Origin of the sequence: Pseudochelatococcus contaminans (assembly GCF_014195635.1) — a bacterium.
Taxonomy (GTDB): Bacteria; Pseudomonadota; Alphaproteobacteria; order Rhizobiales; family Beijerinckiaceae; genus Pseudochelatococcus; species Pseudochelatococcus contaminans.
The window spans coordinates 813,727-840,599 of record NZ_JACICC010000001.1 but is presented as its reverse complement, the minus strand read 5'-3'; the positions used below and the strand labels follow the sequence as shown (position 1 = coordinate 840,599).

General features: G+C 58.1%; 20 protein-coding genes and 1 pseudogene. 11 read left to right on the top strand and 10 right to left on the bottom strand.

All coding sequences use genetic code 11. From position 1 onward, the window contains the following. Positions 1 to 3 precede the first annotated feature (3 nt). Together clpA and FHS81_RS03580 are read left to right on the top strand one after the other, a co-directional pair. Positions 4 to 2,436, top strand: a pseudogene (clpA, locus tag FHS81_RS03585) (ATP-dependent Clp protease ATP-binding subunit ClpA); the annotation flags it as partial. A 229-nt stretch (positions 2,437 to 2,665) separates the two neighbouring features. Beyond that, on the top strand, positions 2,666 to 2,848 hold the full coding sequence (locus FHS81_RS03580) for a hypothetical protein (RefSeq protein ID WP_183750624.1): 183 nt from the start codon (positions 2,666 to 2,668) through the stop codon (positions 2,846 to 2,848). Positions 2,849 to 3,017: 169 nt separating this feature from the next. Here the strand turns inward: FHS81_RS03580 and FHS81_RS03575 are convergent, their stop codons facing one another. After that, the gene (locus FHS81_RS03575; protein ID WP_183750623.1) at positions 3,018 to 5,549 is read right to left on the bottom strand and encodes a ribonuclease E/G; all 2,532 of its coding nucleotides are present in this window, start codon (positions 5,547 to 5,549) and stop codon (positions 3,018 to 3,020) included. A 523-nt stretch (positions 5,550 to 6,072) separates the two neighbouring features. On the opposite strand from FHS81_RS03575, the gene FHS81_RS03570 reads away from it, so the two are divergent. Then, on the top strand, positions 6,073 to 6,231 hold the full coding sequence (locus tag FHS81_RS03570) for a hypothetical protein (RefSeq protein ID WP_183750622.1): 159 nt from the start codon (positions 6,073 to 6,075) through the stop codon (positions 6,229 to 6,231). Positions 6,232 to 6,484: 253 nt separating this feature from the next. On the opposite strand, the gene FHS81_RS03565 is transcribed toward FHS81_RS03570, so the two are convergent. Beyond that, complete coding sequence (locus tag FHS81_RS03565; protein ID WP_183750621.1) at positions 6,485 to 6,694, bottom strand: hypothetical protein; 210 nt, start codon at positions 6,692 to 6,694, stop codon at positions 6,485 to 6,487. Between the two features lie 24 nt (positions 6,695 to 6,718). Between FHS81_RS03565 and FHS81_RS03560 the strand changes: the two genes are divergently transcribed. From FHS81_RS03560 to hflX, 5 genes are all read left to right on the top strand, one after another. Further along, entirely contained in the window at positions 6,719 to 7,960 is a 1,242-nt protein-coding gene (locus tag FHS81_RS03560; RefSeq protein WP_183750620.1) for an N-acetylmuramoyl-L-alanine amidase, read from the top strand. 203 nt (positions 7,961 to 8,163) lie between these two features. Then, complete coding sequence (locus FHS81_RS03555; RefSeq protein ID WP_183750619.1) at positions 8,164 to 10,593, top strand: penicillin-binding protein 1A; 2,430 nt, start codon at positions 8,164 to 8,166, stop codon at positions 10,591 to 10,593. A 99-nt stretch (positions 10,594 to 10,692) separates the two neighbouring features. Next, positions 10,693 to 11,821 (top strand): peptide chain release factor 2 gene (prfB, locus tag FHS81_RS03550; RefSeq protein WP_183750618.1). Its coding sequence is split into 2 segments (ribosomal slippage): positions 10,693 to 10,761 and positions 10,763 to 11,821, totalling 1,128 coding nucleotides; the frame shifts between segments, so codons are not numbered across the junction. Between the two features lie 224 nt (positions 11,822 to 12,045). Continuing rightward, complete coding sequence (gene hfq / locus FHS81_RS03545; RefSeq protein ID WP_183750617.1) at positions 12,046 to 12,297, top strand: RNA chaperone Hfq; 252 nt, start codon at positions 12,046 to 12,048, stop codon at positions 12,295 to 12,297. Between the two features lie 41 nt (positions 12,298 to 12,338). Then, the gene (gene hflX, locus FHS81_RS03540) at positions 12,339 to 13,706 is read left to right on the top strand and encodes a GTPase HflX (RefSeq protein WP_183750616.1); all 1,368 of its coding nucleotides are present in this window, start codon (positions 12,339 to 12,341) and stop codon (positions 13,704 to 13,706) included. Between the two features lie 92 nt (positions 13,707 to 13,798). On the opposite strand, the gene mazG is transcribed toward hflX, so the two are convergent. Then, positions 13,799 to 14,629, bottom strand: a complete 831-nt coding sequence (gene mazG, locus FHS81_RS03535; RefSeq protein ID WP_183750615.1) for a nucleoside triphosphate pyrophosphohydrolase — start codon at positions 14,627 to 14,629, stop codon at positions 13,799 to 13,801. An 88-nt stretch (positions 14,630 to 14,717) separates the two neighbouring features. Beyond that, positions 14,718 to 15,239, bottom strand: a complete 522-nt coding sequence (ssb, locus tag FHS81_RS03530) for a single-stranded DNA-binding protein (protein ID WP_183750614.1) — start codon at positions 15,237 to 15,239, stop codon at positions 14,718 to 14,720. Positions 15,240 to 15,518: 279 nt separating this feature from the next. Between ssb and uvrA the strand changes: the two genes are divergently transcribed. Both uvrA and trmFO read left to right on the top strand, forming a co-directional pair. Beyond that, positions 15,519 to 18,449, top strand: coding sequence for an excinuclease ABC subunit UvrA (gene uvrA, locus FHS81_RS03525; protein WP_183750613.1), 2,931 nt, complete (start codon positions 15,519 to 15,521; stop codon positions 18,447 to 18,449). A gap of 71 nt (positions 18,450 to 18,520) precedes the next feature. Next, positions 18,521 to 19,969, top strand: coding sequence for a methylenetetrahydrofolate--tRNA-(uracil(54)-C(5))-methyltransferase (FADH(2)-oxidizing) TrmFO (gene trmFO, locus FHS81_RS03520; protein WP_183750612.1), 1,449 nt, complete (start codon positions 18,521 to 18,523; stop codon positions 19,967 to 19,969). Here the strand turns inward: trmFO and FHS81_RS03515 are convergent. The 5 genes from FHS81_RS03515 to yajC all read right to left on the bottom strand — a co-directional run bounded on the left by FHS81_RS03515 (position 19,946) and on the right by yajC (position 24,373). Then, entirely contained in the window at positions 19,946 to 20,824 is an 879-nt protein-coding gene (locus FHS81_RS03515) for a phytoene/squalene synthase family protein (RefSeq protein ID WP_183750784.1), read from the bottom strand. The genes trmFO and FHS81_RS03515 overlap by 24 nt on opposite strands. Positions 20,825 to 20,835: 11 nt before the next feature. Beyond that, positions 20,836 to 21,222 (bottom strand): Mth938-like domain-containing protein, encoded by a 387-nt coding sequence (locus FHS81_RS03510; RefSeq protein WP_183750611.1) that lies wholly within the window; start codon positions 21,220 to 21,222, stop codon positions 20,836 to 20,838. 16 nt (positions 21,223 to 21,238) lie between these two features. Further along, positions 21,239 to 22,183, bottom strand: coding sequence for a protein translocase subunit SecF (gene secF, locus FHS81_RS03505; protein WP_183750610.1), 945 nt, complete (start codon positions 22,181 to 22,183; stop codon positions 21,239 to 21,241). A gap of 159 nt (positions 22,184 to 22,342) precedes the next feature. Beyond that, positions 22,343 to 23,950: a protein translocase subunit SecD gene (gene secD, locus FHS81_RS03500; RefSeq protein WP_183750609.1), complete on the bottom strand. Its 1,608-nt coding sequence runs from the start codon at positions 23,948 to 23,950 to the stop codon at positions 22,343 to 22,345. 78 nt (positions 23,951 to 24,028) lie between these two features. Continuing rightward, positions 24,029 to 24,373: a preprotein translocase subunit YajC gene (yajC, locus tag FHS81_RS03495; protein ID WP_343052411.1), complete on the bottom strand. Its 345-nt coding sequence runs from the start codon at positions 24,371 to 24,373 to the stop codon at positions 24,029 to 24,031. Positions 24,374 to 24,537: 164 nt separating this feature from the next. On the opposite strand from yajC, the gene FHS81_RS03490 reads away from it, so the two are divergent. Continuing rightward, positions 24,538 to 25,473 (top strand): ATP-binding protein, encoded by a 936-nt coding sequence (locus FHS81_RS03490; protein ID WP_246374459.1) that lies wholly within the window; start codon positions 24,538 to 24,540, stop codon positions 25,471 to 25,473. Between the two features lie 73 nt (positions 25,474 to 25,546). Here FHS81_RS03490 and FHS81_RS03485 read toward each other — a convergent pair whose 3' ends face one another. Continuing rightward, complete coding sequence (locus FHS81_RS03485) at positions 25,547 to 26,755, bottom strand: peptidoglycan DD-metalloendopeptidase family protein (protein ID WP_246374449.1); 1,209 nt, start codon at positions 26,753 to 26,755, stop codon at positions 25,547 to 25,549. Between the last annotated feature and the right edge of the window lie 118 nt (positions 26,756 to 26,873).

The following is a 26,873-nucleotide window of genomic DNA, read 5'->3' as shown; positions in this document are numbered from 1 at the left end:
CCCGTGCCGACATTCTCCCGCAGTCTTGAACAAGCCCTGCACCGCGCTCTGGCTTTCGCGAACGAGCGTCAGCATGAGTATGCCACGCTTGAGCATCTGTTGTTGGCGCTGATCGACGATCAGGACGCCGCAGCAGTTATGCGCGCCTGCAACGTCGACATCGACGCCCTGCGCCGCAATCTGGTTGAATATGTGGATGGCGAACTCGCCAACCTCATCACCGCTGGCCGCGAGGACTCAAAGCCGACAGCCGGCTTCCAGCGTGTTATCCAGCGGGCCGTCATTCACGTTCAGTCCTCCGGGCGAGAGGAAGTGACCGGCGCGAATGTGCTCGTCGCTATTTTCGCCGAGCGCGAAAGCCACGCAGCCTACTTCCTGCAAGAGCAGGACATGACGCGCTATGACGCCGTCAATTACATCAGCCACGGCATCGCCAAGCGTCCCGGCGTCACCGAGGCACGCCCGCCGCGCGGGGCCGACGAAGAGGTCGAGCCGCGCGCGCAACCCAATGAAGAGGGAGACGGGCGCGGCAAGAAAAAGAGCGACGCGCTCGAAGCCTATTGTGTCAATCTCAATCGCAAAGCCAAGGACGGGCGCATCGATCCGCTTATCGGACGCGGCCCGGAAGTCCAGCGCACCATTCAGGTTCTGTGCCGGCGGCAGAAGAATAATCCGTTGCTTGTCGGCGACCCCGGTGTCGGTAAGACAGCCATCGCAGAGGGCCTGGCGCGCAAGATCGTTACCGGCGACGTCCCGGATGTGCTGAAGGATGCAACCGTCTTTGCGCTCGACATGGGCACCTTGCTGGCAGGCACGCGCTATCGCGGTGATTTCGAGGAACGTCTCAAGCAGGTGATGAAGGAAGTCGAGGCGCATCCGAACGCCATCATCTTCATCGATGAAATCCATACCGTTATCGGCGCGGGAGCAACCTCCGGCGGTGCGATGGATGCCTCAAACCTGCTCAAGCCTGCGCTGGCTTCCGGCGCATTGCGGTGTATCGGCTCGACGACCTATAAGGAGTACCGCCAGTACTTCGAGAAGGATCGGGCGCTTGTACGTCGTTTCCAGAAAATCGATGTCAACGAACCAAGCGTTCCGGACACCATTGAGATCGTCAAGGGGCTGAAGCCCTATTTCGAGGAGTTTCACAAGCTCCGCTACACCAACGATGCCATCAAGGCAGCGGTTGAGTTGTCCGCGCGCTACATCCATGACCGCAAGCTGCCAGATAAGGCTATCGACGTCATCGATGAAACCGGCGCATCCCAGATGCTGCTTCCGCCCAGTCGGCGGAAGAAGACCATCGGCACACGCGAGATTGAAGCCACGATCGCCACCATGGCGAGGATTCCGGCCAAAACCGTTTCCAAGGATGATGCCGAAGTGCTGGCGCATCTGAAGGAAACGCTTGAGCGCGTTGTCTATGGTCAGGATGCGGCCATCGAGGCGTTGTCGTCGTCCATCAAGCTGGCGCGCGCTGGCCTTCGTGATGGCGAAAAGCCGATTGGCAGCTATCTGTTCGCCGGTCCGACGGGCGTCGGCAAGACCGAAGTTGCGCGCCAGCTTGCCAACGCGCTCGGTGTCGAGATGCTGCGCTTCGATATGTCGGAATATATGGAGCGGCACACGATTTCCCGCCTCATCGGCGCGCCGCCCGGCTATGTCGGCTTCGATCAGGGTGGTCTGTTGACGGATGGCGTGGATCAGCACCCGCATTGCGTGCTGCTCCTTGACGAAATCGAAAAAGCCCACCCGGACCTGTATAATATTCTGTTGCAGGTCATGGATCACGGCAAGCTGACGGATCATAACGGCAAGCAGGTCAATTTCCGCAACGTGATCCTCATCATGACCACGAATGCGGGCGCATCCGACCTCGCCAAGCAGGCTTTCGGCTTCACCCGCACGCGGCGGGAAGGGGACGATCAGGAGGCGATCTCACGCCTGTTCACACCTGAGTTCCGCAACCGTCTCGACGCCGTCATTTCCTTCGGACATCTGCCGAAGGAAGTCATTGCCAAGGTGGTGGACAAGTTCGTCATCCAGCTCGAAACCCAGCTGGCCGAACGCAACGTTACCATCGAACTCAGTGATGAGGCTCGGGAGTGGCTGGTTGAAAACGGCTATGACGAGGCCATGGGTGCGCGCCCGCTCGGCCGCCTGATCCAGACGACGATCAAGACGCCGCTTGCGGATGCCGTTCTGTTCGGGCTGTTGCGGAATGGCGGTGTCGTGCGCGTGGTGGTGAAGGAGGAGGAGGGCATCCGTTCTCTGGCGCTTGATTACCCTCAGGAACCGGCCACGCCACAGCCTGAAAAAAGCGTCAAGAAGGCAGTCTCCCGCAAGCGTGGCTCCGACGACAGTGATGCCGGTGGCGATGCCGCACCGAATGACGTCGATGATCCCGGCCCGTCTGGCGTTGACGATAGCGGCGATCCGCCTGCTGGTGCTCCGAGCAAGCGGCGCACCCCTTCTGCAAAGGCGGACGCAGGTGAAGAGCCAACTCCCGCCAAGCCACGCCGCTCACGCAAGACCGCGAAAACCGCAGATATTTCTGAAACACCTGCAAGCGGCCCTATTGACGAAAAAGGACAAACGGACAAAGCTGCGCCAGCAATAAGGACAGTGCCGAAAGTGCCGCTGACACGGAGTTGATGGACAGATGAGTATACGGACTGTGAGCCGGCGCGAGCGTGCGCGTCGGCGGCGGCATCTGGAAGAGGTTGCCGCCTGGATTATCCTGCCGGTGATTGTCATCATCACATGGGTTGTCGGCTCGCAGGTGTATAAAGAGTTTGAGGAGCCCATCTCAAGTTTCATGCAAAGCATGAATGCTGAGCCGTAAACAGATCGCGCCGCTTGCACTCGCATAACCCGCCCGCTGTTTCGGGCGGGTTTTTGTTTGGCTATTCAGTCGGAAGGGGATCAGGCGCTGCGGCAATACACAATAAAACGGGCCGGTGAGGATCACTCACCGGCCCGTCTCAATCCAATATACAGGCAGTCAGATTTTCTCAGCTCTTGCGCGACCACCAGCCACTACGCTTCGGACGTGGTGTTTCGTCGATGACGGCAGCGACCTCCCGTTCCGATGACCATGAGGTCGGCGCGGGCTGTTCTTCATGATTGTCGGTATCTTCAATCACGGCTGCATCCCCGACCGCTTCGGAGTCCGGGAAGTCGGAGTCAAAAGCATGTGCGGGCTCGTCTTCGTCAGTTTCGTGTCCGTCAGCGTTATTGGCTTCGTCACCGTCAGTCTCGTCGGCGGCAACGCGTTCAGCGCTTTCGATTTCCCAGGCATCGACGCCAGCGGTATCTTCGCTGACGGCAGAGAACGTGTCCTCTACGGCCTCGACACTCTCGCTACCCCCCGTCGCCAGAACGGTTTCGTCGGTCTCATTGGCATCATCGTCGCCGTTGTCTTCCAACTCGCCATCTTGCTCGCCATTCGGCTGCGATGCGGCAGAGCCATTCTCGCCGTTGCGACGCCCTCCACGGCGGCGACGGCGGCGACGGCGACGAGCACCATTTTCGCCTTCCGACGACTCGTCAGAAGAGGCAGACACAGTTTCCTCGTCGTCCGCCTCATCCTCATCCGATGATGATACATCAGCACTGACGACAGCTTTGCCCTGATTGACGTTACGCTCAGCGGCAGCTGGCCTCCTCCGGTGGCGCGTCGTGGGTTCGGTGTCTTTGTCCTCGTCCTCATCTTCAACGGGGGACGTGGGCTCAACCTCGATCTGCTGAATCTGCACGCCGGTCGCTGGTGCACGGGGCGCAACCGCAGCCTCACCACGCTCCAGCGCATAGTAATTGGTGCCGGTCAGGTTGAGATCGTCGGCAAGAACGGAGATGACAACACCGAAACGTGTTTCCAACTCGCGCAAATGCACGCGCTTCTGGTTCAGCACGTACAGAGCTACCTCGGTTCGGGTCTTGACATTAATGTCGTAACCAGCGTTTCGCAGCAATGCTTCTTCTATGGCGCGCAGAATGTGAAGCGCAATGGAAGGCGTGGCACGCACGAAGCCGGTGCCCGCGCAATGCGGGCAGGGGACCGAGGAACTTTCCAGTACGCCGGTGCGGATGCGCTGGCGCGACATCTCCATAAGGCCGAATGCGGAAATCCGGCCCACCTGGATGCGCGCGCGATCATTCTTGAGGCAGTCTTTCAGCTTCTTTTCGACATTACGGACATTGCGCTTGTCCTCCATGTCGATGAAGTCGATGACGATCAGCCCGGCGAGATCGCGCAGCCGCACCTGCCGCGCCACTTCCTCGGCGGCTTCCAGATTGGTGCGATAAGCCGTATCCTCGATGTTGTGCTCGCGGGTCGACCGGCCGGAGTTCACGTCGATTGAAACGAGCGCTTCCGTCGGATTGATCACGATGTACCCGCCGGACTTCAAAGTCACGTGGCTGGAGAACATCGCGTCGAGCTGCGCCTCTACACCATGCCGTGCGAACAGGGGGTGGATATCCTTGTACGCCTGCACTGCCTTCGCATGGCTCGGCATGAGCATGCGCATGAAGTCCTTCGCCTCGCGATACCCTTCATCGCCGGAGACGAGAACCTCATCGATGTCCTTGTTATAAAGGTCACGGATCGCGCGCTTGATCAGCGAGCCTTCCTCGTAAACAAGCGCGGGCGCGCTGGATTGTAGCGTCAGCTCACGCACGTTCTCCCACAGACGCAGCAGATATTCGAAATCGCGCTTGATCTCGGACTTGGTGCGAGCGGCGCCGGCCGTGCGGACGATAACGCCCATTCCTTCCGGCACTTCAAGCTCCTGCGCAATGGCCTTGAGGCGCTTGCGGTCGGGAATATTCGTGATCTTGCGGGAGATACCGCCACCGCGCGCGGTGTTCGGCATCAGCACCGAGTAGCGTCCCGCCAGTGACAGGTATGTGGTCAGCGCCGCACCCTTGTTGCCGCGCTCCTCCTTGACGACCTGGATCAGCAGCACCTGACGGCGCTTGATGACCTCCTGGATTTTGTACTGACGGCGCAGGGGGCGCTGCCGGCGATCGGGCACCTCTTCCAAAGCGTCGTTAGAACCGCCGACATGCTCGACGTGATCGTCATCACCATTGCCGTCGCCGTTATCGTCTGTCTCGTTTGCGCTGGTATCGTCATCGCCCGGCGCTTCCGCCGATGTCGAAATCCGCTCCTCGGAACCCTCGCTGTCGTCATCCCGCCGGGCGACGCGGGTCTTGCGCGCGCCGCGCTCGTCATCGCTGTCCTGGTCGCGCTCGGCGCGAGCCTCTTCTTCAAGCAGCGCCTGACGATCCGCGACCGGGATCTGATAATAATCGGGGTGGATTTCGCTAAATGCGAGGAAGCCGTGGCGGTTGCCGCCATATTCCACAAAAGCCGCCTGAAGCGACGGCTCCACCCGCGTCACCTTCGCCAGATAGATGTTGCCACGCAACTGTTTGCGATTGGCGGATTCGAAATCGAATTCTTCTACCTTGTTTCCGCGCACCACGACGACCCGGGTTTCCTCCGGGTGCGAGGCATCGATAAGCATCTTGTTAGCCATGTTGAACTCTCGAACAGGCGTTCACACCGCCACGCGGCCACTGCGAGTGGCGGGCTGCACGATAAACCGGCTGGCTTGAAAGCCTGCCCGAATCTGCGAGCCGCGCGGCGACGAAACGCAAGAATGCCGGACAGTGTCCGGCTTAAGGGATGTTGGATCTGGAAAAATAAGAAATCTGAAATGGAATGCGCTCGCGCCACCACGGGCTTTGCACTTGCAAAAGCGCGGCATAGAGACATTTGCGACCCTGCGGTCATGAACTGAAGATACGCCGGGCAACAAGCCACACGGTTCGCCGAAGGGCGAACGGGATGATGCGATGCGATCTCAAGCGACTGACTCAATGCACATTCCAAAATGACGAGCCGTACTCAATTTTGAGACACGCCCCGGCAACACAATCCGACCGATCCGCCGACGGAGGCGGAGCACAATGGAATGCCTGCGGCCAGACCGCCCCACGCGGCCCGGGCCTGTCGTAGCATCGGACGCACCACGACAAGGCATTCTGAATGCAGCTTACATGGAGCAGGTGGACGGCGCATTGACCCGTCCTCACACTTGCCAGAAACCCGGGCAACGCGCTCATACCGGCGGGATCATCCGCACGGACATACGCGAACCGGCTTCCGCCAACGCACACTCCATCAACCCGGACATCGGCACGCCACGTGAATCGTGACAGGCGAGCCTTCAAAAACCTTTGCGCACGCGCGCCTTATATTAAAAAAGAGCGCAGCGACAACGCAAAGCACAGGCCACCAGAGATTCGCCCCGAACAAGAGAGGGGCAAAACACGACGGCACCGAAACCGGATCATTTTCATTACAGAACGGCATAGCCATTTGGCAAGCGTTATGCACCATGTGATTTGAGAATAAGTAACGGTCCGACGCAACCACCATCTTTCGTCAAACGGTGTGTGGTGGTGCCTTTTAAGATGTCAGGGGCTTTTCGCGCTGCTCAACATCCGGTAAAGCGTGGTTAACTGTTTCTCCATTATGTTGTTGAAAGCGTCCTGGGAAGGGCATCGGCATCGGATGAATTTCTGGAATGGCATCAACCTGTTGGCAGCGTTCGGCGTTCGCGGTTTCAATCGCGGCGGCGAGCGTCTGCGTATATGCGGGGATTCGCGCACTGGCCATGGCCTTCCGTTACTCCAACTCGTTATGGCTTTCCTGACCGCACTTCTGTTTGCCGGCAGCCCTGCCTATGCCGCTGAGCCGGCGAAAAGCGGCCAAGGCGACCTTCGCGCCGTTGAGGTCAACATCACAGGAGATAGCGACCAAACCCGTTTCGTCCTTACCTTGTCGGGGCCGGTCGAGGCGCGTGCATTCCTGCTTGAGCGGCCGGACAGAGTCATCGTCGATCTGCCGCAGGTTGCATTCAACCTGCCAGCGGCAGATGAGACGCCTGAAGGGAAAAAGCCGGCGACTCTGGTGTCATCCTATCGGTATGGCCTTTTTGCCCAAGGGCGCTCACGCATCGTCATCGACTTGAAGGAGCCCGCTCTGGCGACGAAAGTTGTCAACGAGGCCGCAACACATGGCACGATTCTGACAATCGAGTTGACCAAAGCCGATAGGGCAACCTACAGCCGTGCCGCAATGCAGCCAATGGTGGAGGCAGCCGCAGCGTTGTCTCAAACCGAGAACGCCCGGGTGGCTGCAGCGCGCGCATCGGCCACCGCCGCCGAGGAGCGAGACAATCGGCCGCTCATCATGCTCGATCCCGGCCACGGAGGGGTCGACCCGGGAGCCATGCGTTTCGGTTTGCAGGAAAAGGATCTCGTCTATGATTTCGCGCAGCGTTTTCGCGACAGGATAGAGGCAACAGGCCGCTATCGCGTGCAGATGACCCGCAACGATGACAGCTTTGTATCGCTGGGCGGACGCGTGCGCATTGCACGTGAGGCCAAAGCCGATCTGCTTATCTCGATCCACGCAGACTCGCTCAGCCGCAACAGCACCGTTCGCGGTGCGACAGTCTATACAAGTTCTAACACGCCCACCGACGCGGAATCCGCGCAACTTGCGGCGAAAGAGAACCTGGCGGACCAGATTGCCGGCGTCGAGGTGGAAGAAGATACCGACGATGTTGTCGGCATTCTGGCCGAACTGACGCGTCGCGAAACCAGAACGCTTTCAAGCTACTTCGCCGACGGCACGATTGAGGTCTTGCGCAAGGAAGTGCACCTTACGCGCAATCCGCATCGCTCCGCGGGATTCATCGTTCTGCGTGCGCCGGATGTACCTTCGGTCCTGATCGAACTGGGCTATATTTCCAGTGAGCAGGACGTGGCGCTGCTTACATCCGAGGAGTGGCAGGGCAAGACGATTACCGCACTGTTAAAGGCGCTCGACAAGTTCTTTGCGCGGCAAATCGCGCAGCAGCAGACGGACAGCGGGTGAGGGTGCCTGCTGATCACCGGGCCCGTCCCCGCCCGCAACAAGCAATGCGTGGACATCACATTCAGGTCGAATGGGGCTGCACGGCCTTTCAGCTAATAGATTCTTTATGCTAGAGGTATTATGAATCATATGCGCGCAGGGAGAGCCGCACCTATGGGCGTCAAGCCCGGGTTGACTGAAACAAGGGCGACAGGCCTTCACATATGAGATTTCTGCTTCGGTTCGTCGGGTTCGTGTTCGCTTCGCTGGCGCTGCTTTTCATCGGCGGCGCTGCAGTGGCGGGTCTTTTCATCTGGAAATACACGCAGGATCTGCCCGACTATTCTCAGCTTGCCAATTATCAGCCGCCAGTGACGACCCGCGTACACGCGGGGGACGGCAGTCTGTTGGCCGAGTATTCGCGTGAGCGTAGGCTCTATCTTCCTATTTCGGCTACGCCGAAACTCATCATCGACGCTTTTCTTTCTGCCGAAGACAAGAACTTCTATACGCACAACGGCGTCGATCCCGAGGGAATCGTCCGCGCCGTTGTCAGCAATGCGCGCAGTGGCGGTCGTCCGCAGGGGGCATCCACCATTACCCAGCAGGTCGCGAAAAACTTCCTTCTGACGAACGAACGTAGCTACGATCGCAAAATACGTGAAATTCTCGTCGCTCTGCGGATGGAGAATGTCTACACGAAGGAAAAGATTCTTGAGCTGTACCTGAACGAGATTTATCTCGGAATGGGGAACTACGGAATCGCTGCGGCGGCGCTGAATTACTTCAATAAATCGGTCAATGAACTGACGCTGGCCGAGGCGGCGTATCTCGCCGCCCTGCCCAAGGGGCCGAACAACTACAATCCCTACACGCGGAATCAAGCGGCTGTCGATCGCCGCAACTGGGTGCTCGACCGCATGGTCGACAATGGCTATATCACCGCTGAAACTGCGGCGGAAACCAGGGCCGTACCCCTCACGGCAACGCCGCGCACGCTGTCGCCGAATACTTATGTGGCAGGCTATTTCGCCGAGGAAGTGCGTCGGCAGATTGCGGAGCGCTACGGCCATAACGAGCTTTATGAGGGCGGTCTTTCCGTTCGTACAACTCTCGATCCGCGCTTGCAGGCCGCGGCCCGAAAGGTGCTGACGGACGGGCTCGTCCGCTACGATGAGGCGCGCGGCTGGCGCGGTACGGTCGAGACCATTGAGCTGAATGGCGATTGGGGTGAGGTGCTGGCGAAGAAGCCCGTGCTTGGCGACATACGGCCGTGGGAACTCGCGGTGGTCCTGTCCGTGGACAGGACAGGGGCACGGATCGGTCTGCAACCGGGTGTCGATCCGGGCGGTCGTGTCGATGCCGAACGTCGCACCGGGCTGATTACGGCGGACGGCGTCCGCTGGACCCGTCGCGGACTGGCGCAGGTGCTGTCGGTCGGGGATATTGTCTACGTGGAACCGCAGTCCGGCAATACGGGCAACTATCGCCTCCGGCAGTTGCCTGCGGTGTCCGGGGCCATCGTTGCCATGGACCCCGCGACAGGCCGTGTATTTGCCATGGTAGGCGGTTTTTCCTTTGATCAGAGCGAGTTCAATCGCGCTATTCAGGCCCTGCGCCAACCCGGCTCCGCCTTCAAGCCGTTCGTCTATGCGGCAGCTATCGACAATGGTTACACCCCGTCCAGCATTGTCGTCGATGGTCCGATCGAGATCGACCAAGGACCGGGCATCGGCATGTGGCGGCCCGAAAACTACGAGCGGCGCTTTGCCGGTCCGCGCACACTGCGGTACGGACTTGAGCGTTCCAAAAACCTGATGACGGTGCGGCTGGCACGTGATGTCGGTATGCCGCTCATCATCGAATACACCAAGCGTTTCGGCATCATGGATGATATGCCCGCCATGCTGTCCATGTCGCTTGGGGCAGGCGAGACAACAGTCATGCGCTTGACCGCAGCCTACGCTATGTTCGTCAACGGCGGTCGCCATATCCGCCCGACGCTGATCGACCACATTCAGGATCGCTGGGGCAAAACATTGTTCCGGCACGATCAGCGCGTCTGCGATACCTGCACGGCGACCACATGGGAAAATCAGCCCGAACCCACGCTCATCGACAACAGCGAACAGGTTCTCGATCCGCTGTCCGCGTATCAGGTCGTATCCATGCTGGAAGGCGTGGTGGAACGCGGCACCGGACGCATTGTCGCAGAGGTTGGCAAGCCACTGGCGGGCAAGACCGGAACCACGAACGACGCCAAGGACGTGTGGTTCGTCGGCTTCTCTCCGGATCTGGCCGTGGGCGTCTATATGGGATTTGACCGCCCACGCTCGCTTGGCGCAAAGGCACAGGCGGCTGCTTATGCAGCACCGATGTTCCGTGACTTCATGAAAATTGCATTGGAGGACAAGCCCGCGACGCCGTTCCGCGTGCCGCCGGGTATCAAGCTGGTCAAGGTTGATGCGAACACGGGCAAGCGCACTTCTGGAAGCGGCAAGGGGGTAATCCTCGAAGCCTTCAAACCTGGCACGGCACCTCCGGATTCTGGGGGATCGGCACAGGTCGCGGAGTTCGGCGAACCGGGGCAGCCTGCGGAAGCGCCAATGGCCGATCAAGGCCCGGGCGGGTTCGCAGCGGGCGGCCTTTACTGATTTTGACGGAAAGTCTATACAGCCGGCTTGCGTCCGGTCATATCGGGGCATGCTTGCGAGCTTGCCTCTGATAATCACTTTAATGGCAGTACGAAACATATGCGCGCAGAAATCGAATCGTTGGTCGATAACGTCAAGCAGTCCGTGGGACTGCTGAGGAGGCATCTTTGACTGGGATGTCGCACAAAAACGCCTTGCCGAACTGAATGCTCTGGCTGAAACGCCTGATTTGTGGAACGATGCCGATGCTGCGCAGAAAATTATGCGCGAGCGCACCGAGCTGGATGAGGCCATTGCAAGTATCAAGCGGATTGAGCAGGATCTGGCCGATGCTGTCGATCTGATCGACCTCGGTGAAGCTGAAGGTGATCAGGAAGTTGTCAACGAAGGCGAGGAAACCATCCGCGCCTTATCGGTGGAAGCAGCTCGGCGGCAGGTGGAGACGCTGCTGTCCGGCGAGGCGGATGCCAATGACACGTTCCTTGAAGTCCACTCTGGCGCCGGGGGCACCGAGAGTCAGGATTGGGCGTTGATGCTCATGCGTATGTATACGCGCTGGGCTGAACGGCGTGGCTTCAAAGTCGAAATGCTGGAACTGACCGACGGCGAAGAGGCTGGAATCAAATCCGCCACTTTGCAGATCAAGGGTCACAACGCTTACGGCTGGACGAAGACCGAGTCGGGTGTGCATCGTCTGGTGCGCATTTCGCCGTTCGACTCCGCCGCGCGCCGGCATACGAGCTTTGCGTCGGTGTGGGTTTATCCGGTGGTTGATGATCGTATTCAGATCGACATCAAGGAATCGGACTGCCGCGTGGATACCTTCCGCGCCTCTGGCGCTGGCGGGCAGCACATCAACAAGACCGATTCGGCAGTACGTATTACGCATATTCCGACCAATATCGTCGTTTCGTGCCAGTCCGAGCGCTCGCAGCACAAGAACCGCGCGACGGCGTGGAACATGCTTCGCGCACGCCTTTATGAGCTGGAGCTGAAAAAGCGCGAGGAAAAAGCCAGCGCGGAAGCAGCCAGCAAAACGGATATCGGTTGGGGACATCAACTGCGTTCGTACGTGCTTCAGCCGTATCAGCTGGTCAAGGATCTTCGCACCGGGGTAACCTCCGGCACTCCGTCAGACGTTCTGGATGGCGAGATCGACCCCTTCCTTGAAGCTGCTCTGGCCCAGCGAGTCTACGGCGGCGGGGGCGATGTCGAGGATATCGACTGATCACGGCATCGAGCAAAGCGGCGCGGCTCTTTTCATCAACTGGAGCCGTGCAAGTACTTGCGAATTTGATGCTGTGATGCAACATTGAAGGTTCAGGTCCGTATTTCGCGCTCCCGGAACACCCTCCCGGAATGACATTCCGGGAACGACTTGGGGGCGGCGGACAATAACAACAACATTATCGCTGCTTTTTGGGTGGCGATTGGCTCACGAGGCTCAAGAATATGGCGGGCGAACGCGCGCAAAATCTGCAGGATACGTTTCTCAACCACGTCCGAAAGAACAAAGTCCCGCTGACGATATTCCTCATCAACGGTGTGAAATTGCAGGGCGTGGTCACCTGGTTTGACAATTTCTGCGTGCTGCTCCGGCGGGACGGTCACTCCCAGCTCGTCTACAAGCATGCTATTTCCACGATCATGCCTGGCCAGCCAGTGCAACTCTTCGATCAAATCGACGAGACAACTGACAGATAAGAAGGTGAAAGGTTGCTGTATCGCTTCCAGACTGGATTTCCATGTCGCTGACTGAATTGCAGGCTCCGACAGCAGGTGGCACACGAACATTTGTCGTTGGCCCCTATCTTACGCGCCGACCTGATCGATCGGCTCCATTCCCGGGCAGCGGCGACAATATCGAGGTAGTCCGCGATACGGATGCCCGCATTGATGAAGCTGTAGGCTTGGCGCGCGCTATCGATCTTGATGTCATCAAGCCGATCGTGATTAATCTGGATGCGGTGCGTCCATCGACCTACATCGGCAAGGGGCGGGTTGAGGAGATTGCGGAAGCCGTCGAAGATGACGAGATCGGTCTTGTCGTCGTTGACTGTGCGCTTTCGCCTGTGCAGCAGCGTAATCTCGAAAAAGCATGGAAAGTCAAGGTCATTGACCGTACTGGCTTGATCCTGGAAATTTTCGGCAATCGCGCTCACACGCGCGAAGGCACATTGCAGGTTGAACTCGCGCACCTGGGGTATCAGAAAAGTCGCCTTGTGCGCTCATGGACCCACCTTGAACGCCAGCGCGGTGGTTTTGGCTTTCTCGGCGGCCCAGGTGAAACGCAGATCGAAGCTGACAGGCGTATTATTCAGGAGAGAATGACACGCATCGAGCGCGATCTGGAGGGCGTGAAAAGGACGCGCTCTCTGCATCGCGAAAGCCGCAAACGTGTGCCGTATCCCGTGGTCGCTTTGGTTGGATACACGAACGCCGGTAAATCCACGCTTTTCAACCGTCTGTCTGCTGCTGAAGTCATGGCGGAAGACATGTTGTTCGCCACCCTCGATCCGACGGCACGCGCTGTAAAGCTTCCGCACGGCGGGAAAGCAATCTTGTCTGACACTGTGGGATTTATCTCGGATTTGCCGACAACGCTCGTCGCTGCCTTTCGTGCAACGCTGGAAGATGTGATCGAGGCTGATGTCCTGCTCCATGTTCGCGATGTATCCCATATTGATACCCAGGCGCAGGCATCTGACGTCAATGAGATCTTGCGCGAACTTGGTATCAATCCCGACTCGCCACATATCATCGAAGTCTGGAACAAGGGCGATTTGCTGGACGAAGCAGCTCATGAGCGATTGCTCACGATTGCTGCATCACGTCCTGCAGACAATCGGCCGGTGCTGATTTCGGCCGTGACAGGCGAGGGGGTCGGCACTCTTCTCACGGTTATAGAAAACCGGATAGCGCAGGGTCGGCGTGTTTACCTCGTGAATCTCGAACCATCAGAAGGTGCACTCCTGAGCTGGCTTTACGAAGAAACCGAGGTGCTGGAGAGACGTGCAGACACAGAGGGTCACTTAGCCGTTGTGGTTCGCATTGCCCCGGAAAAAGAACCACGTCTGCTCAACCGTTTTCCCGACGCACGTACTATTCGATAGGCCCGTTGATTTCAACGTACTCGGCAAATTTTTGGCTCTATTTTAAAGAAATTTGCGCCCAAGTTTTTCCGTCAACTTGAGCGCAAAATACCCTAAGCTTGTGAACCCTTGGCAAGCTGTTTGGCTTCTTCCCAAAGCATCTCCATATCGCCAAGAGATGCGTTGGCCATTGTTTTTCCTGTTCTATCAATATGCCGCTCAATATAATTAAAGCGAGACGTGAATTTGGCATTTGTCGCGTGCGTGGCCGCCTCGGGATCGACGCCGACATGCCGGGCCAGATTGGCAACGGCAAAAACCAGATCACCGATTTCCTCTCTGACTGCAGATTTATCTGCTGCTGTGAGCGCCTCTTCAACTTCCGTCAATTCTTCACGTATCTTTGCAATCACGTCAGCCGTATTTGTCCAGTCGAACCCGACACGCGCCGCCTTGCTCTGCAATTTTTCTGCTCTTGCAAGCGCTGGCATATTGCGTGGGACGCCATCCAGAGCGCTCGATGCGGCCTGCGCGGGTTCTGCACCAAGCCTTTCAGCCTTCAGCCGCCGTTCCTCGGCCTTTATGTCGGCCCATAGAATCTTGACGGTTTCTGGCGAAAGATCCTGAGCATTACCAAACACGTGAGGATGGCGACGAATGAGCTTTTCGGTGATTGCCTGAACGACATCACCAAAAACGAAAGCTCCTTGCTCCTCAGCCATTCTCGAATGAAAAACGACCTGAAGCAGCAGATCGCCAAGTTCATCGCGCAGGTCATGAAGATCGTTGCGTTCTATTGCATCGGCAACTTCGTAGGCTTCTTCGACCGTATAAGGTGCGATCGAGGCAAAGTCCTGCTCAAGATCCCAAGGGCAACCGGTTTCTGGCGTCCGCAACGCCGCCATGATTTCAAGCAGCCGGCTGATGTCACGTGAAGGCGTCATGGCACGTCCAGTTTAGTTCCATAATCCTGCTTAGGCGAATCTATGATGAAGTGTGGTCCCTCCGAAAAAGCACCGCACTGCTGACCGTTTAGAACGGAATGTCGTCGTCAAGATCGCTTGAGAAGTTGGAATGTCCACCGCTCTGGCTGCCTGAGGATTTGTCGATCACGGCCGGGCGTGACGGTTCGGCACCGCCAAAGCTGCCGCCGCCATAGCCACCACCTCCAGAACCGCCCCCGAAATCATCCCCGCCACTGCCCCGGCTGTCGAGAATTGTCAGTTCGCCACGGAAACGCTGCAGCACGACTTCCGTCGTGTAACGCTCCTGCCCGTCCTTGTCCTGATATTTGCGGGTCTGCAACTGACCCTCCACATACACTTTCGTACCCTTACGCAGGTATTGTTCGGCAATGCGGGCGAGATTTTCGTTGAAAATGACGACGTTATGCCACTCAGTGCGTTCGCGACGTTCTCCCGACGCCTTGTCTCGCCAGGTTTCGGATGTCGCGATGCGCAGAGAAGCCACAGGCTCACCAGAGTTCAGACGCCGGACTTCCGGATCGCGGCCCAGATTGCCTACGAGAATGACTTTGTTAACACTGCCCGCCATGCGGATACCCTCCTGATGCCATTGCCGTCAGATAGTCCGGACAATAGCGCAAACCCGGCCAGCCGCCACTGTCAACCTGCGGGCGGCCCGTATTTATGCCCGGAAACAATATGCCAGAAAATTGAAAGCAGATTGTTCTTGAATTGTTCCTAGCTCAATGCGACACTGCATGCAAGTCGGGTTTGTGCAGTATGGACACAGGCGAATTTCCGGTCGACGAAACCGGAAGTGCGCGTGGCAGTTTATGCTGTCGGTACAACAATTTCACGGGCATGATCAATGGCCTCTCTTGACGACCTTTTCGATGAATCGCCGCGCGCACCGGGCTCCTCCCGGCATGTCATCAGCGTTCGTGGCGCGCGCGAGCATAACCTGAAGAACGTTGACCTGATCATTCCGCGTGACCGGCTGGTGGTGTTTACCGGACTCTCCGGTTCCGGCAAGTCGTCCCTGGCCTTCGACACGATTTATGCGGAAGGTCAGCGGCGTTATGTCGAATCGCTTTCTGCATATGCGCGCCAGTTTCTGGAGATGATGCAGAAACCGGATGTTGACCAGATTGACGGCCTGTCTCCCGCCATCTCAATCGAACAAAAAACCACATCCCGTAATCCGCGCTCAACGGTGGGGACGGTCACCGAAATTTACGACTATATGCGGCTGTTGTGGGCACGCATCGGAGTGCCGTATTCGCCGGCGACAGGCTTGCCGATCGAAAGCCAGACAGTCAGTCAGATGGTCGACAGAGTTCTGGCGTTGCCAGAAAAGACGCGTCTCTATTTGCTTGCACCTGTTGTGCGCGGCCGTAAAGGCGAATATCGCAAGGAGCTGGCTGAGTACCTCAAAACCGGATTTCAACGCGTCAAGATAGACGGCACTTTCCACGAGATCGCCGAGGCTCCCGCGCTCGACAAAAAGTTCAAACACGATATCGATGTCGTCGTTGACAGGCTGGTCGTGCGCGCGGATATGGCCGCGCGCCTGTCCGAGTCGCTGGAAACGGCGTTGGATCTGGCAGACGGCATCGCGGTCCTGGAATTCGCCGATGAAAAGGATGACAAGGGCGAGCCGCGACGTCTCGTGCTGTCATCCAAATTCGCTTGCCCGGTTTCTGGCTTTACAATTCCGGAAATTGAACCTCGTCTTTTCTCCTTCAATAACCCTTTTGGTGCGTGTCCTGTCTGTGACGGCCTGGGGCGGGAGATGAATGTTTCCGCGGATCTCGTCATTCCGGATGCGGATCGCAGCCTGCGAGATGGCGCGGTGGCGCCATGGGCCAAGTCCACCTCGCCTTATTATGGGCAGACCCTGGATGCGTTGTCCGCCCATTTTGGTGAGGACATGACGACCCCATGGGGCAAGCTCTCGGAAAAGCTGCGTAAAACCATTCTTTATGGCAGCGGGCAGGAAAAAATCCGCATTCTTTATAACGACGGCAGCCGAAGTTATGAAGTCAACAAGCCATTTGAAGGTGTCATTTCCAACCTGGAACGGAGATGGAAAGAGACCGATAGCGAATGGGCCCGTGAAGATATCGGGCGCTTCATGTCGGAAACGCCTTGCGTGGCCTGTAACGGATTCCGTCTGAAGCCCGAGGCTCTCGCGGTCAAGATTGATGGACGGCATATTGGCGAAATCGGGCTGATGTCTGTCAGCGATGCGCGTAACTGGTTTGAGGCGCTACCGGAAAAGCTGAATGAGCAGCATAAAGCTATAGCCAATCGCATTTTGAAAGAAATCCGTGAGAGACTGACGTTTCTTCTCGATGTCGGTTTGGAATACCTGACACTTGCGCGGGCTTCGGGAACGCTTTCCGGCGGCGAGAGCCAGCGCATCAGACTGGCGTCGCAGATTGGCTCCGGTCTGACCGGAGTTCTCTATGTGCTCGATGAACCATCGATCGGTCTGCATCAGCGGGACAACGAGCGGTTGCTGCAAACATTGAAGCGGCTGCGTGATCTGGGCAACACCGTTATCGTTGTCGAGCATGATGAGGATGCTATTTTGCAGGCTGATTATGTCGTCGACGTCGGACCCGGTGCGGGCATCCATGGCGGCACGATTATCGCGCAGGGCACTCCGGCAGAATTGCTGCAAAATCCGGCGTCGTTGACGGCAAAGTATCTGACTGGTGAATTATCCGTTCCTGTTCCAGAAAAACGGCGCAAGCCGCAAAAGAGCCGGATGCTGACGCTGACTGGCGCACGGGGCAATAATCTCAAGGATGTTAGTGTATCTTTCCCGCTCGGGACGTTCACCTGCGTCACCGGGGTTTCCGGCGGCGGTAAGTCGACGCTTGTCATCGATACACTTTATCAGGCTGTCGCCCGACGTCTCAACGGCGCGATAACCCACCCTGCCCCGTTTGATAAGCTCGAAGGGCTTGAACATCTCGACAAGGTTATCGACATAGACCAGGCGCCGATTGGCCGCACACCCCGGTCGAATCCGGCTACCTACACAGGCGCATTTACACCAATTCGCGAATGGTTCGCGGGTTTGCCAGAAGCGAAGGCGCGCGGATATCTGCCTCGACGTTTCTCATTCAACGTCAAGGGCGGCCGATGCGAGGCATGTCAGGGTGACGGCGTCATCAAGATCGAGATGCACTTTCTACCAGATGTTTATGTCACGTGTGACGTATGCAAGGGCAAGCGTTACGAGCGGGAAACGCTGGAAGTGAAATATCGCAACCGCTCTATTTCCGACGTGCTGGATATGACGGTCGATGAGGGGCTGGAGCTATTCAAGGCTGTTCCTGCCATTCGCGACAGGCTACAGACGCTGTCACGTGTCGGGCTTGGGTATGTCAAGATCGGTCAGCAGGCAACAACCCTTTCCGGCGGTGAGGCCCAGCGCGTCAAGCTGTCCAAGGAATTGTCCAAACGCGCCACCGGCCGCACGCTATATATTTTGGACGAGCCGACAACGGGCCTTCATTTCCATGACGTCGCCAAGCTTTTGGAGGTGCTGCATGAGCTGGTTGAGCAGGGAAATACGGTCATCGTCATTGAACATAACCTCGAAGTCATCAAAACGGCTGACTGGGTTCTGGACATGGGACCAGAGGGCGGCAATGGCGGCGGGCGCATTGTGGCCCAGGGCACTCCTGAAACAATAGCTGCGAGCGAGGCCAGTCATACGGGCCGCTTCCTGCGTGAGGTGCTTGAGCGCCGGCCATTGCGCGGACGTGTTGATGCTGCTGAATAATCACTGCGGTCCAATGGCGGCAAGCTGCAATCGTGCTTGACGTTCGCGGGCTGCCGGGACACATAGTGCGAATGATAAAGCCTGTTCACATCATTGGCGGCGGCTTGGCCGGTTCGGAAGCCGCATGGCAACTTGCCTCCATGGGCGTGCCCGTCGTATTGCACGAAATGCGTCCGGACGCGATCTCGCCCGCTCATAAGACCAAAGCGCTGGCGGAGCTCGTTTGCTCAAACTCTTTCCGTTCGGACGATGCCGAGACAAATGCCGTTGGGCTCCTACATCAGGAAATGCGCGCACTTGGGTCATTGATTATGGCCTCGGCCGATGCTCATCAAGTGCCGGCGGGCGGCGCTCTGGCTGTGGATCGGGATGCATTTGCTGAAGCAGTGACTGCGACGCTCGAGGCGCATCCGCTGATCACGATCGTTCGCGAAGAGGTTACAGTCCTGCCACCGGAGGAATGGGGCCAGACCATTATCGCCACTGGCCCACTCACCTCGGATGCTCTTGCGCAAGCCGTTCACGGTCTGACGGGTGAAGGAGCGCTTGCGTTCTTTGACGCTATCGCACCGATTGTCCATGCGGATTCCATTGATCGCAGTATTGTCTGGGCGCAGTCGCGTTATGATAAGGCAGGTCCGGGCGGCACTGGCGCTGATTATCTCAACTGCCCGCTGACGGAAGAGCAGTACAACACGTTTATCGACGCCCTCCTCGCTGGCGAAAAAACCGATTTCCGCGAGTTCGAGAAAGATACGCCCTATTTCAATGCGTGTCTGCCGATTGAAGTCATGGCTGAACGCGGTCGTGAGACGTTGCGTTTCGGTCCCATGAAACCAGTTGGCTTGACCAATCCCAACAACCCGAACGTCAAGCCGCATGCTATTGTGCAACTTCGTCAGGACAATGCAGCTGCGACTCTTTTCAATATCGTCGGTTTTCAGACCAAGTTGAAATATGGCGAGCAGGCGCGCATCCTGCGTTTGATTCCTGGGCTTGAGAACGCTGAGTTTGCGCGCCTTGGCGGCCTGCATCGCAACACTTTCCTCAATTCGCCCCGCCTTCTGGACAATACGCTTCGGCTCAAGGCTCTGCCGCGTCTGCGTTTTGCCGGACAGATCACCGGCTGTGAAGGATATGTAGAAAGCGCAGCCATTGGCCTTATTGCCGGCCGTTATGCGGCTGCTGAGGCGCAGAACGTCACTTTGCCCCAGCCTCCTTCGACAACAGCCATTGGCGCGCTGGTCGAATACATTACCGGCGGTCATGTCAGTGTGGATGAAGATGAGACTTCAGGCGAGGAGCAGGCCGGCGTGTCCGCCCGGCCATCCTCATTCCAGCCGATGAATGTCAACTTTGGTCTCTTTCCCCCACTCACCGAGCCTCTTCGCTCCGAAGATGGCAAGCGGTTGCGGGGATCCGCAAAGGCGGTGGCGCGCAAGAAGGCGCTTACAACGCGTGCGCGGAAAGATCTCGCTGGCTGGCTTGAGGCGTTATCAGAGATTCCGCCATCGAACTGAAGTCCGCCATAAAACCCAAAGCCGCCGCCACTGCGGAATATCAATGATACTGGTGCGGGGGGTGTAATCTCCCGCGCTCATCTTTTTTAGATAGAACGGCACTGTCGCCAACGGCAGCATAGCGGCCCGGGCCTCTGGCATGATATCGTTGATGGATGCCAGCGCGCGTGAAAGATGCTCCGCAGCTAGCATGCGCATATCGGCAAGTGCGAGGCGGAACGCAGTGTCATCGGTTTTTGACGCGAGAATGGCGTCTCTGTCCAGTCCATGCCGGCTGGCAATGTCGGACGGTATGAAAACCTGACCACGCCGAAGCTGCCATGGCAGCGCGCGCAATAGCCCTGTAACGGCGAAGGCGACCCCGCCATGACCAGCGGCATCGGCACCGCCGGGATCACGGCCATCGGCCAGAATCAAACTGGCCAGCCTGAACAGCGTAGACGAAGTTTCGCCGCAATAGCCTTCAAGATCTGCGACCGATGGCATCATGTCATCGTAAAGATCGAAGACGCGCGCGTCGATCAAATCGTGGAAGGGCTGCAAAGGCAATCGGAAACGGGTGATGGTTTCGGCGAGCGCTTGCGCTACCGGAGGGTGAGACTCATCTGTCGCCAGATTGTCGGCTGCATGTGCGTCAAGCCAGTCCCGCCACCACTGGAAACGAATTTCACCCGGTAACGGTGCGCTGACATTGTCGCGCACACGCGCGATTTCCTGATTAAACGCGTAGAGGGCGAGAAGGTAGGGCCTTTTGTCCGCAGGGGCAAAATATGTTGCCCAGTAACGATCAGGATCGCCGGCGCGGACCAACTGGTCGCAGTGCGACAACGCATCGGCGAGAGATGCATCATGCATCATGGTTGCCCTTACACTGCCAGCAACAGAGCTGAAACCTGCCGATCTTCCGCGAGCAGTACATTGTAGGTGCGTATTGCCGCACCGGTCTGCATCGCTTCATGACGTATGCCGGCATTTGTCAGGAGGGATCGCATCGGTGCCGGCAGCGGGATAAGATCAATGCCACTCCCGACCAAAAACAACTCGATCTTATCTCTTTCCGCTATGATGGCATCGAAATCCGAAGAAGTCAGGTCACGGATGCTCTTGGCTGCCACAGCCCGTATCCCGGACGGTAGCAGCACAAGCGAGCCCCGGTGCGACATCTCCGCAAAGCGAAAGCCACCGTCACCATAAGCGGTTATCGGATGCTGCCCAGGCAGAAAACCGTCATATAGGGCTACGGGTTTGGCCAAAGACTATCGCCTCTTGTTACGGAAGTTGAGCGGCGCGTTCGTCTGCTGCTTCTTCTGCCTCGCCGGGACGCGACCGCAAGCCAAGGTAGATCAGTACCGGCGACGACACGAATATGGCCGAGTATGTACAGATAACCACCCCGAACAGCATGACTTCCGCGAAGCCGCGAATAGCCTCGCCGCCGAAGATCACGAGCGCCAGTGTCGCGAGGAAGGTGGTCGTTGCCGTCATAGCGGTGCGTGACATCGTGCTGTTGACGGAAAGATCCAGCAGTTCTTCAACAGATATCGATTTATAACGCCGCATCAACTCGCGTGTCCGATCGAACACGACGACGGTTTCGTTCAACGAGTAGCCGACAATTGTCAAAATGGCGGCAATCGAGGTCATATTGAACTCAGATTGCGTCACGACAAAAAAACCAACCGTGAGGATGATGTCGTGAATTGTACCGATGATGGCGCCAATGGCCAGTTGCAACTCGAAACGGACCCAGAGATAGGCCATCACGGCTGCAATCGCCAGCACGACGCCGAGTGTACCGGAGCGGACCAGTTCACCTGACACTCGCGGGCCCACAGTTTCGACGCGGCGGAACTCGTAATCTTCTTCGAACAGGTTGCGAGCCTGTTGGACAACCCTGCCCTGCGCTTCCTCACCGCCATCCTGAATGGCGAAGCGCAGTGATACGCCGCCCTGTGAGCCAAACTCCTGAACCTCGACGCCGCCAAAGCCCAGCGACTCGGCGGATTGTCGAATCGATCCGGCATCGGCCTGTCCAGACTTTGCCTGCAACTCGATCAACGTGCCGCCACGAAAATCGATGCCGAAATTGAGGCCGACGGTGAAGCCGAGAATGATCGTCGCCACGACGAGAATCGCCGACAGCGGCAGCGTCACGCGCCGGAAGCGGACAAACCCGAACCGGGTATCGTCGGGATAGATACGAAGCAGACCCACGCTTGTCTCCTTAAGGGGCGGCGATCCACCACCAGGCTAACTTTGAACGGCGGCGTTTTAGAGCATTTCGGCATTTCGTTGAAACGCAGAAATGCTCTATCTTATTGGGTTTACGCGTTTTCTTCACGCAAAGCGGTATCCGCTTTGCTTAAAAACTCTTTAGAATGGCAGTTTTCGCGGTTTAGCCAGTTTGTACCACAACGCCACCATCATGCGCGTCATGGTGACGGCGGTGATCACGGTTGTCAGGATGCCCAGAATGAACACCACTGCAAACCCACGCACCGGACCTGATCCGAGGAAGAACAGGATCAATGCCGCGATCAGCATGGTGGAGTTCGAATCGATGATGGTCGCGAAAGCGCGGTTGAACCCTGCCTCCAGAGCCGTCACCAGTGATCGGCCTCCCCTGAACTCCTCACGCATTCGCTCATAGATGAGCACGTTGGAGTCTACTGCCGTGCCGATGGTAAGCACGATGCCGGCAATACCCGGCAGCGTCAGCGTTGCCCCCAGCAGCGACATCAGCGCGAAGATGAAGACGACATGGACGATGAGTGCAATGTTCGCGATGAAGCCAAACAGACCATAGGTGGCGAACATGAACAATGCCACCAAAACCGTGGACACCGCGACGGCTGCCTTACCAGCCTCGATTGAATCCTGCCCGAGGCCGGGGCCGACAGTGCGTTCCTCGACGATGGTGAGTTTGGCCGGCAATGCACCGGCGCGCAGCAGGATCGACAGATTGTTGGCCTGCTCGACCGTGAAGCTGCCCGAAATCATGCCCGACCCGCCAGTGATCGGCGACTGGATGCGCGGTGCGGAAATAATCTCGTTATCGAGGACAATGGCCATCAGCCGCCCGACATTGGCCGATGTTGCCTGCCCGAAGCGCTGGGCGCCGCGCGAGTTGAAGCGGAAATTGACGATCGGGCGTCCGGTTTGCGAATCGAACGAAGGCTGGGCATCGACGAGATCAGCGCCGTCTACGGCCAATTCGCGTTCCACCGGCAGCGTTTGACCGGGGGCTTCCTGCATCGGCAGGTTGTCCACGTCACCCGATCCGGTGTCCGACACAAAGCGGAATTCCAGCTTGGCGGTACGGCCGAGGATTTCCTTGAGTTGCTGCGGATCCTGCAATCCGGGAACCTGAACCTGTACGCGGTCCGCGCCCTGCCGTTGGATATTCGGCTCGGTCGTGCCCAGTGCGTCCACACGGCGGCGAAGCACCTCAATGGCCTGATCGACCGCACGACGAACACGTTCGTTGATACCGGCTTCGGACAGGGTCAGCTGAATAAGCCCGTCGCTGCCGGTGTTGATATCGATGGAACTTGCGCCCGTCTGGCCAAGAAGCGGGTTGCCGATCGGCTGCGACAACTGACGCAGGCGCGGCAATATCTTGTCACGCGCAGCCTGATCCGGCACCCGGATCTGCACTCCGCGCGGGAGAATGACGATACCGCCCTGAGCGGTCACACGCTCCTCTCGCAGGATGTTACGAACATCGTCACGGAGCAGATTGATCTGGGAGCGCAGCAGGTCGATAGTATCGACCTCCAGCACGACGTGTGAGCCGCCCTGAAGATCGAGACCCAGGACGATGCCCTGATGCGGCACGAGCACACGCGGTATCCACGAAGGCACAGAGGCGATAAAGGCGTCGCGCTGTGCCGGCGTGAACAGACTTGGGGCGGCATAGAGAAAGCCGAGGACTGTCAGTATGAGAACGGCAACAACCTTGCCGGTCGAATAACGGAGCATCGTCGAAGGGCCTTCCCTGCGCTGCCGGATAGCGTTTATCTGAAATTGATTCGCATGTTGCCGCTGTAGCGGCGCATGTTACGACGAAGAGGCCTCGGATTTAACCGGTTCGCTTCTGGAGCGGACCTCGGCGATGGTGCTGCGCACGATGCGCACGCGCACGCCATCGGCGATCTCGGCTTCGATCTCGTTATCGTCAATCACCCGGCTGACCTTTGCGATGAAGCCGCCGGACGTCACGATGGTATCGCCCCGGCGGACGCTTTTGACCATTTCCTGATGGGCCTTGGCGCGCTTCTGCTGCGGACGCAGGATCAGAAACCACATCACCACAAAGATAAGGACGAACGGAATAAACTGGATAAAGATATCGGCGCCGCTGGCGGCAGGTGCCGCGCCCTGGGCAAAGGCTGTCGAAATGATCACTGGTTTCTCTCCAACGGAAGCCACTCCCCACCCACCATGGCCCACCCACTATGGATATGGAGTCGGAAAGTTGGCCGGACTATAACGATCACGCAAGCGAAATCAAACGATGAGCCGGAGCTATACAGGCCGTCGAGATCAAATTATTGAGGAAAGTGACGATGAAGGGGTATGGCATGCTCTCTGAAAAGGCCATCGGCAAGGCAAAGAAGAAGCCCGCACGGCGTCAGCGCGAGGTCGCCATTCTGACAGAGCTTGCCCGCATCGCCGATACGCTTGCTCAGCTTGCGCCGCCGGCTCCAACCGTCCCTGACACCGCAGCCGCAGACGCTTTCGTCTGGCAACCGCCCGGCTCGCTGGTGCCTGTGCCGCGTGTCAATCGTGTCGAGATGAGCCTTTTGCGCGGCATAGACCGCTCCCGCGATGCACTGGCGGACAACACGGAACGGTTCGCGAAAGGGCTGCCGGCCAACAACGCTCTGCTATGGGGAGCGCGCGGTATGGGAAAATCCTCGCTCGTGAAGGCGGTGCACGCGGATACCAATCAGCGACTTCAAAAAAGTGAACGACCGGCTTTGAAACTTGTGGAAATTCATCGCGAGGACATCGAGTCGCTGCCAGCGCTTATGAATATCGTGCGTCACGATCCGCATCGCTTCATCATTTTCTGCGATGACTTGTCGTTTGATTCCGATGACACATCCTACAAATCGCTGAAAGCTGTGCTGGAAGGCGGCATCGAGGGGCGGCCGCTCAACGTTGTATTTTACGCAACATCCAACCGCCGCCACCTTCTCCCCCGAGATATGATGGAGAATGAACGCTCTACCGCCATCAATCCGGGCGAAGCGGTTGAGGAAAAGGTTTCGCTGTCTGACCGCTTTGGTCTCTGGCTCGGTTTCCACAAATGCAGTCAGGATGAATATCTTGAAATGGTCTATGGTTATGCCGACTTTCTCAAGCTTGATATCAACCGGACTCTGTTGAGGGCAGAGGCGCTTGAGTGGTCGACGACACGCGGGGCGCGCTCGGGGCGCACCGCGTGGCAGTACATCACGGATCTGGCCGGCCGGCTGGGCGTCTCTATCGACCAGTAGCGATTACACAGCAAGAAGGCCGCCTTGATGGCGGCCTTTTCTATGTTTCAGCATTCTACAATGTACTGATGCCTTATAAGCCAGCGAGGTGCGGCAGCGGGTCCACAGGGGTTGATCCCTTGCGAAGCTCAAAGTGAAGCTGCGGTGAGGTGACGTTACCCGTCTGCCCCGAACGGGCAATGGTCTGGCCACGCGCGACCTTGTCGCCGCGCTTCACTTTCAACTCGGCATTGTTTGCATATGCGCTGACCCAGCCATTGTCATGGCGGACAAGCACAAGATTACCATACCCCTTCAACTCGCTGCCCGCATAGGCGACGACACCGCCCTCTGCGGCTTTTACCGGCGTTCCCTCCGGTACGGCGATATTGATACCCTCGTTTCCTTTACCGAAACCGTTGATAACGCGGCCTCGTGCCGGCCACCGGAAGCCGCTGCCGCCGGTATCCTCAGCTTTCGAGGCTTGAGCAGGTTCGGGTTTCGATGCGGCAGCCTGTTCAGCTGCGGGCGGAGCGGCCGGGGTCGGAGAGACTGTGGCAATCGCCTTTTGCTGTGCAGGCGTCGGCTTGATGGCATCCGTGGCGGTCGGCAACGACGCGACGACCTGCCGCGCGGGAGGAGCAACGGCAGGACTGGTTTGACCGAGCCGCGCAGCCTGTTCGTTCAGAGAGCCGGAAACGGTTTCTGCCCTGCGCACCGGCTGTGCGGTTGCATGCTGCGCCGGAGCGGCAAAGGTGCTCTCCACCTGCGGCGCGGAAGCAACGGCCGCGCTCGACGGCAGCGCTCCACCGCCGGGATTGTAGACCGGAATCGTAAGCTGCTGGCCGGGGGCGATCTGCGAAGCGCTCGATAGCCCGTTGGCAGCCAGAATTGCGGCTGAAGGCACGTTGTAGCGCCCTGAAAGCGTGGCCAGCGTATCCGCCGTGCCAACATAGACCGGCGAGCCGCCCTGAGCCGTCCAGCCTTTTGCCGACCCCCCCACTGCCGCCACGGGGCCCGATGCTACAGCACTCTGTGCGGCCTGCCTCACAGGCGAGGCAGATTGGGGCGGCGCCAACGGCGACGAATAGACCTGCGGAGCTGGCGACGGACTGATGCTTGCAGTTGTGGTTGCGTCAGCAGTCTGACCCTGCCCGAATGGATTCGAGAATGGATTGTCGGCAAAGCGCATGGTGTCAGAACTGCAAGCGGCAGTGACACCGGCAAGGAGCCCGGCAATAGCAAGGCGCTGGATGGACCCCACATGCATCAATGGCAGCAACGTTTTTTCGCTCTGAGGCATCGTCCCACCTAACCCCTACGCGTGAACTTCGATGCCCCTGATAAGATCGGATTCTGGTTAAACAAGCGTTGCCAAACCTGAATTTGTCGCGATTTGATTCACCTTGACACCGAATTCT

What these genes read in the sequence shown, in the direction of transcription:
- ssb (WP_183750614.1), bottom strand. Translation starts at nt 15,239, where the DNA reads ATGGCGGGCAGTGTTAACAAAGTCATTCTCGTAGGCAATCTGGGCCGC.
- FHS81_RS03490 (WP_246374459.1), top strand. Translation starts at nt 24,538, where the DNA reads ATGAAGGGGTATGGCATGCTCTCTGAAAAGGCCATCGGCAAGGCAAAG.
- FHS81_RS03580 (WP_183750624.1), top strand. Translation starts at nt 2,666, where the DNA reads ATGAGTATACGGACTGTGAGCCGGCGCGAGCGTGCGCGTCGGCGGCGG.
- trmFO (WP_183750612.1), top strand. Translation starts at nt 18,521, where the DNA reads ATGATAAAGCCTGTTCACATCATTGGCGGCGGCTTGGCCGGTTCGGAA.
- secD (WP_183750609.1), bottom strand. Translation starts at nt 23,950, where the DNA reads ATGCTCCGTTATTCGACCGGCAAGGTTGTTGCCGTTCTCATACTGACA.
- FHS81_RS03570 (WP_183750622.1), top strand. Translation starts at nt 6,073, where the DNA reads ATGGAGCAGGTGGACGGCGCATTGACCCGTCCTCACACTTGCCAGAAA.
- hfq (WP_183750617.1), top strand. Translation starts at nt 12,046, where the DNA reads ATGGCGGGCGAACGCGCGCAAAATCTGCAGGATACGTTTCTCAACCAC.
- FHS81_RS03555 (WP_183750619.1), top strand. Translation starts at nt 8,164, where the DNA reads ATGAGATTTCTGCTTCGGTTCGTCGGGTTCGTGTTCGCTTCGCTGGCG.
- FHS81_RS03565 (WP_183750621.1), bottom strand. Translation starts at nt 6,694, where the DNA reads ATGGCCAGTGCGCGAATCCCCGCATATACGCAGACGCTCGCCGCCGCG.
- FHS81_RS03560 (WP_183750620.1), top strand. Translation starts at nt 6,719, where the DNA reads ATGGCTTTCCTGACCGCACTTCTGTTTGCCGGCAGCCCTGCCTATGCC.
- hflX (WP_183750616.1), top strand. Translation starts at nt 12,339, where the DNA reads ATGTCGCTGACTGAATTGCAGGCTCCGACAGCAGGTGGCACACGAACA.
- mazG (WP_183750615.1), bottom strand. Translation starts at nt 14,629, where the DNA reads ATGACGCCTTCACGTGACATCAGCCGGCTGCTTGAAATCATGGCGGCG.
- uvrA (WP_183750613.1), top strand. Translation starts at nt 15,519, where the DNA reads ATGGCCTCTCTTGACGACCTTTTCGATGAATCGCCGCGCGCACCGGGC.
- FHS81_RS03515 (WP_183750784.1), bottom strand. Translation starts at nt 20,824, where the DNA reads ATGCATGATGCATCTCTCGCCGATGCGTTGTCGCACTGCGACCAGTTG.
- FHS81_RS03575 (WP_183750623.1), bottom strand. Translation starts at nt 5,549, where the DNA reads ATGGCTAACAAGATGCTTATCGATGCCTCGCACCCGGAGGAAACCCGG.
- FHS81_RS03485 (WP_246374449.1), bottom strand. Translation starts at nt 26,755, where the DNA reads ATGCCTCAGAGCGAAAAAACGTTGCTGCCATTGATGCATGTGGGGTCC.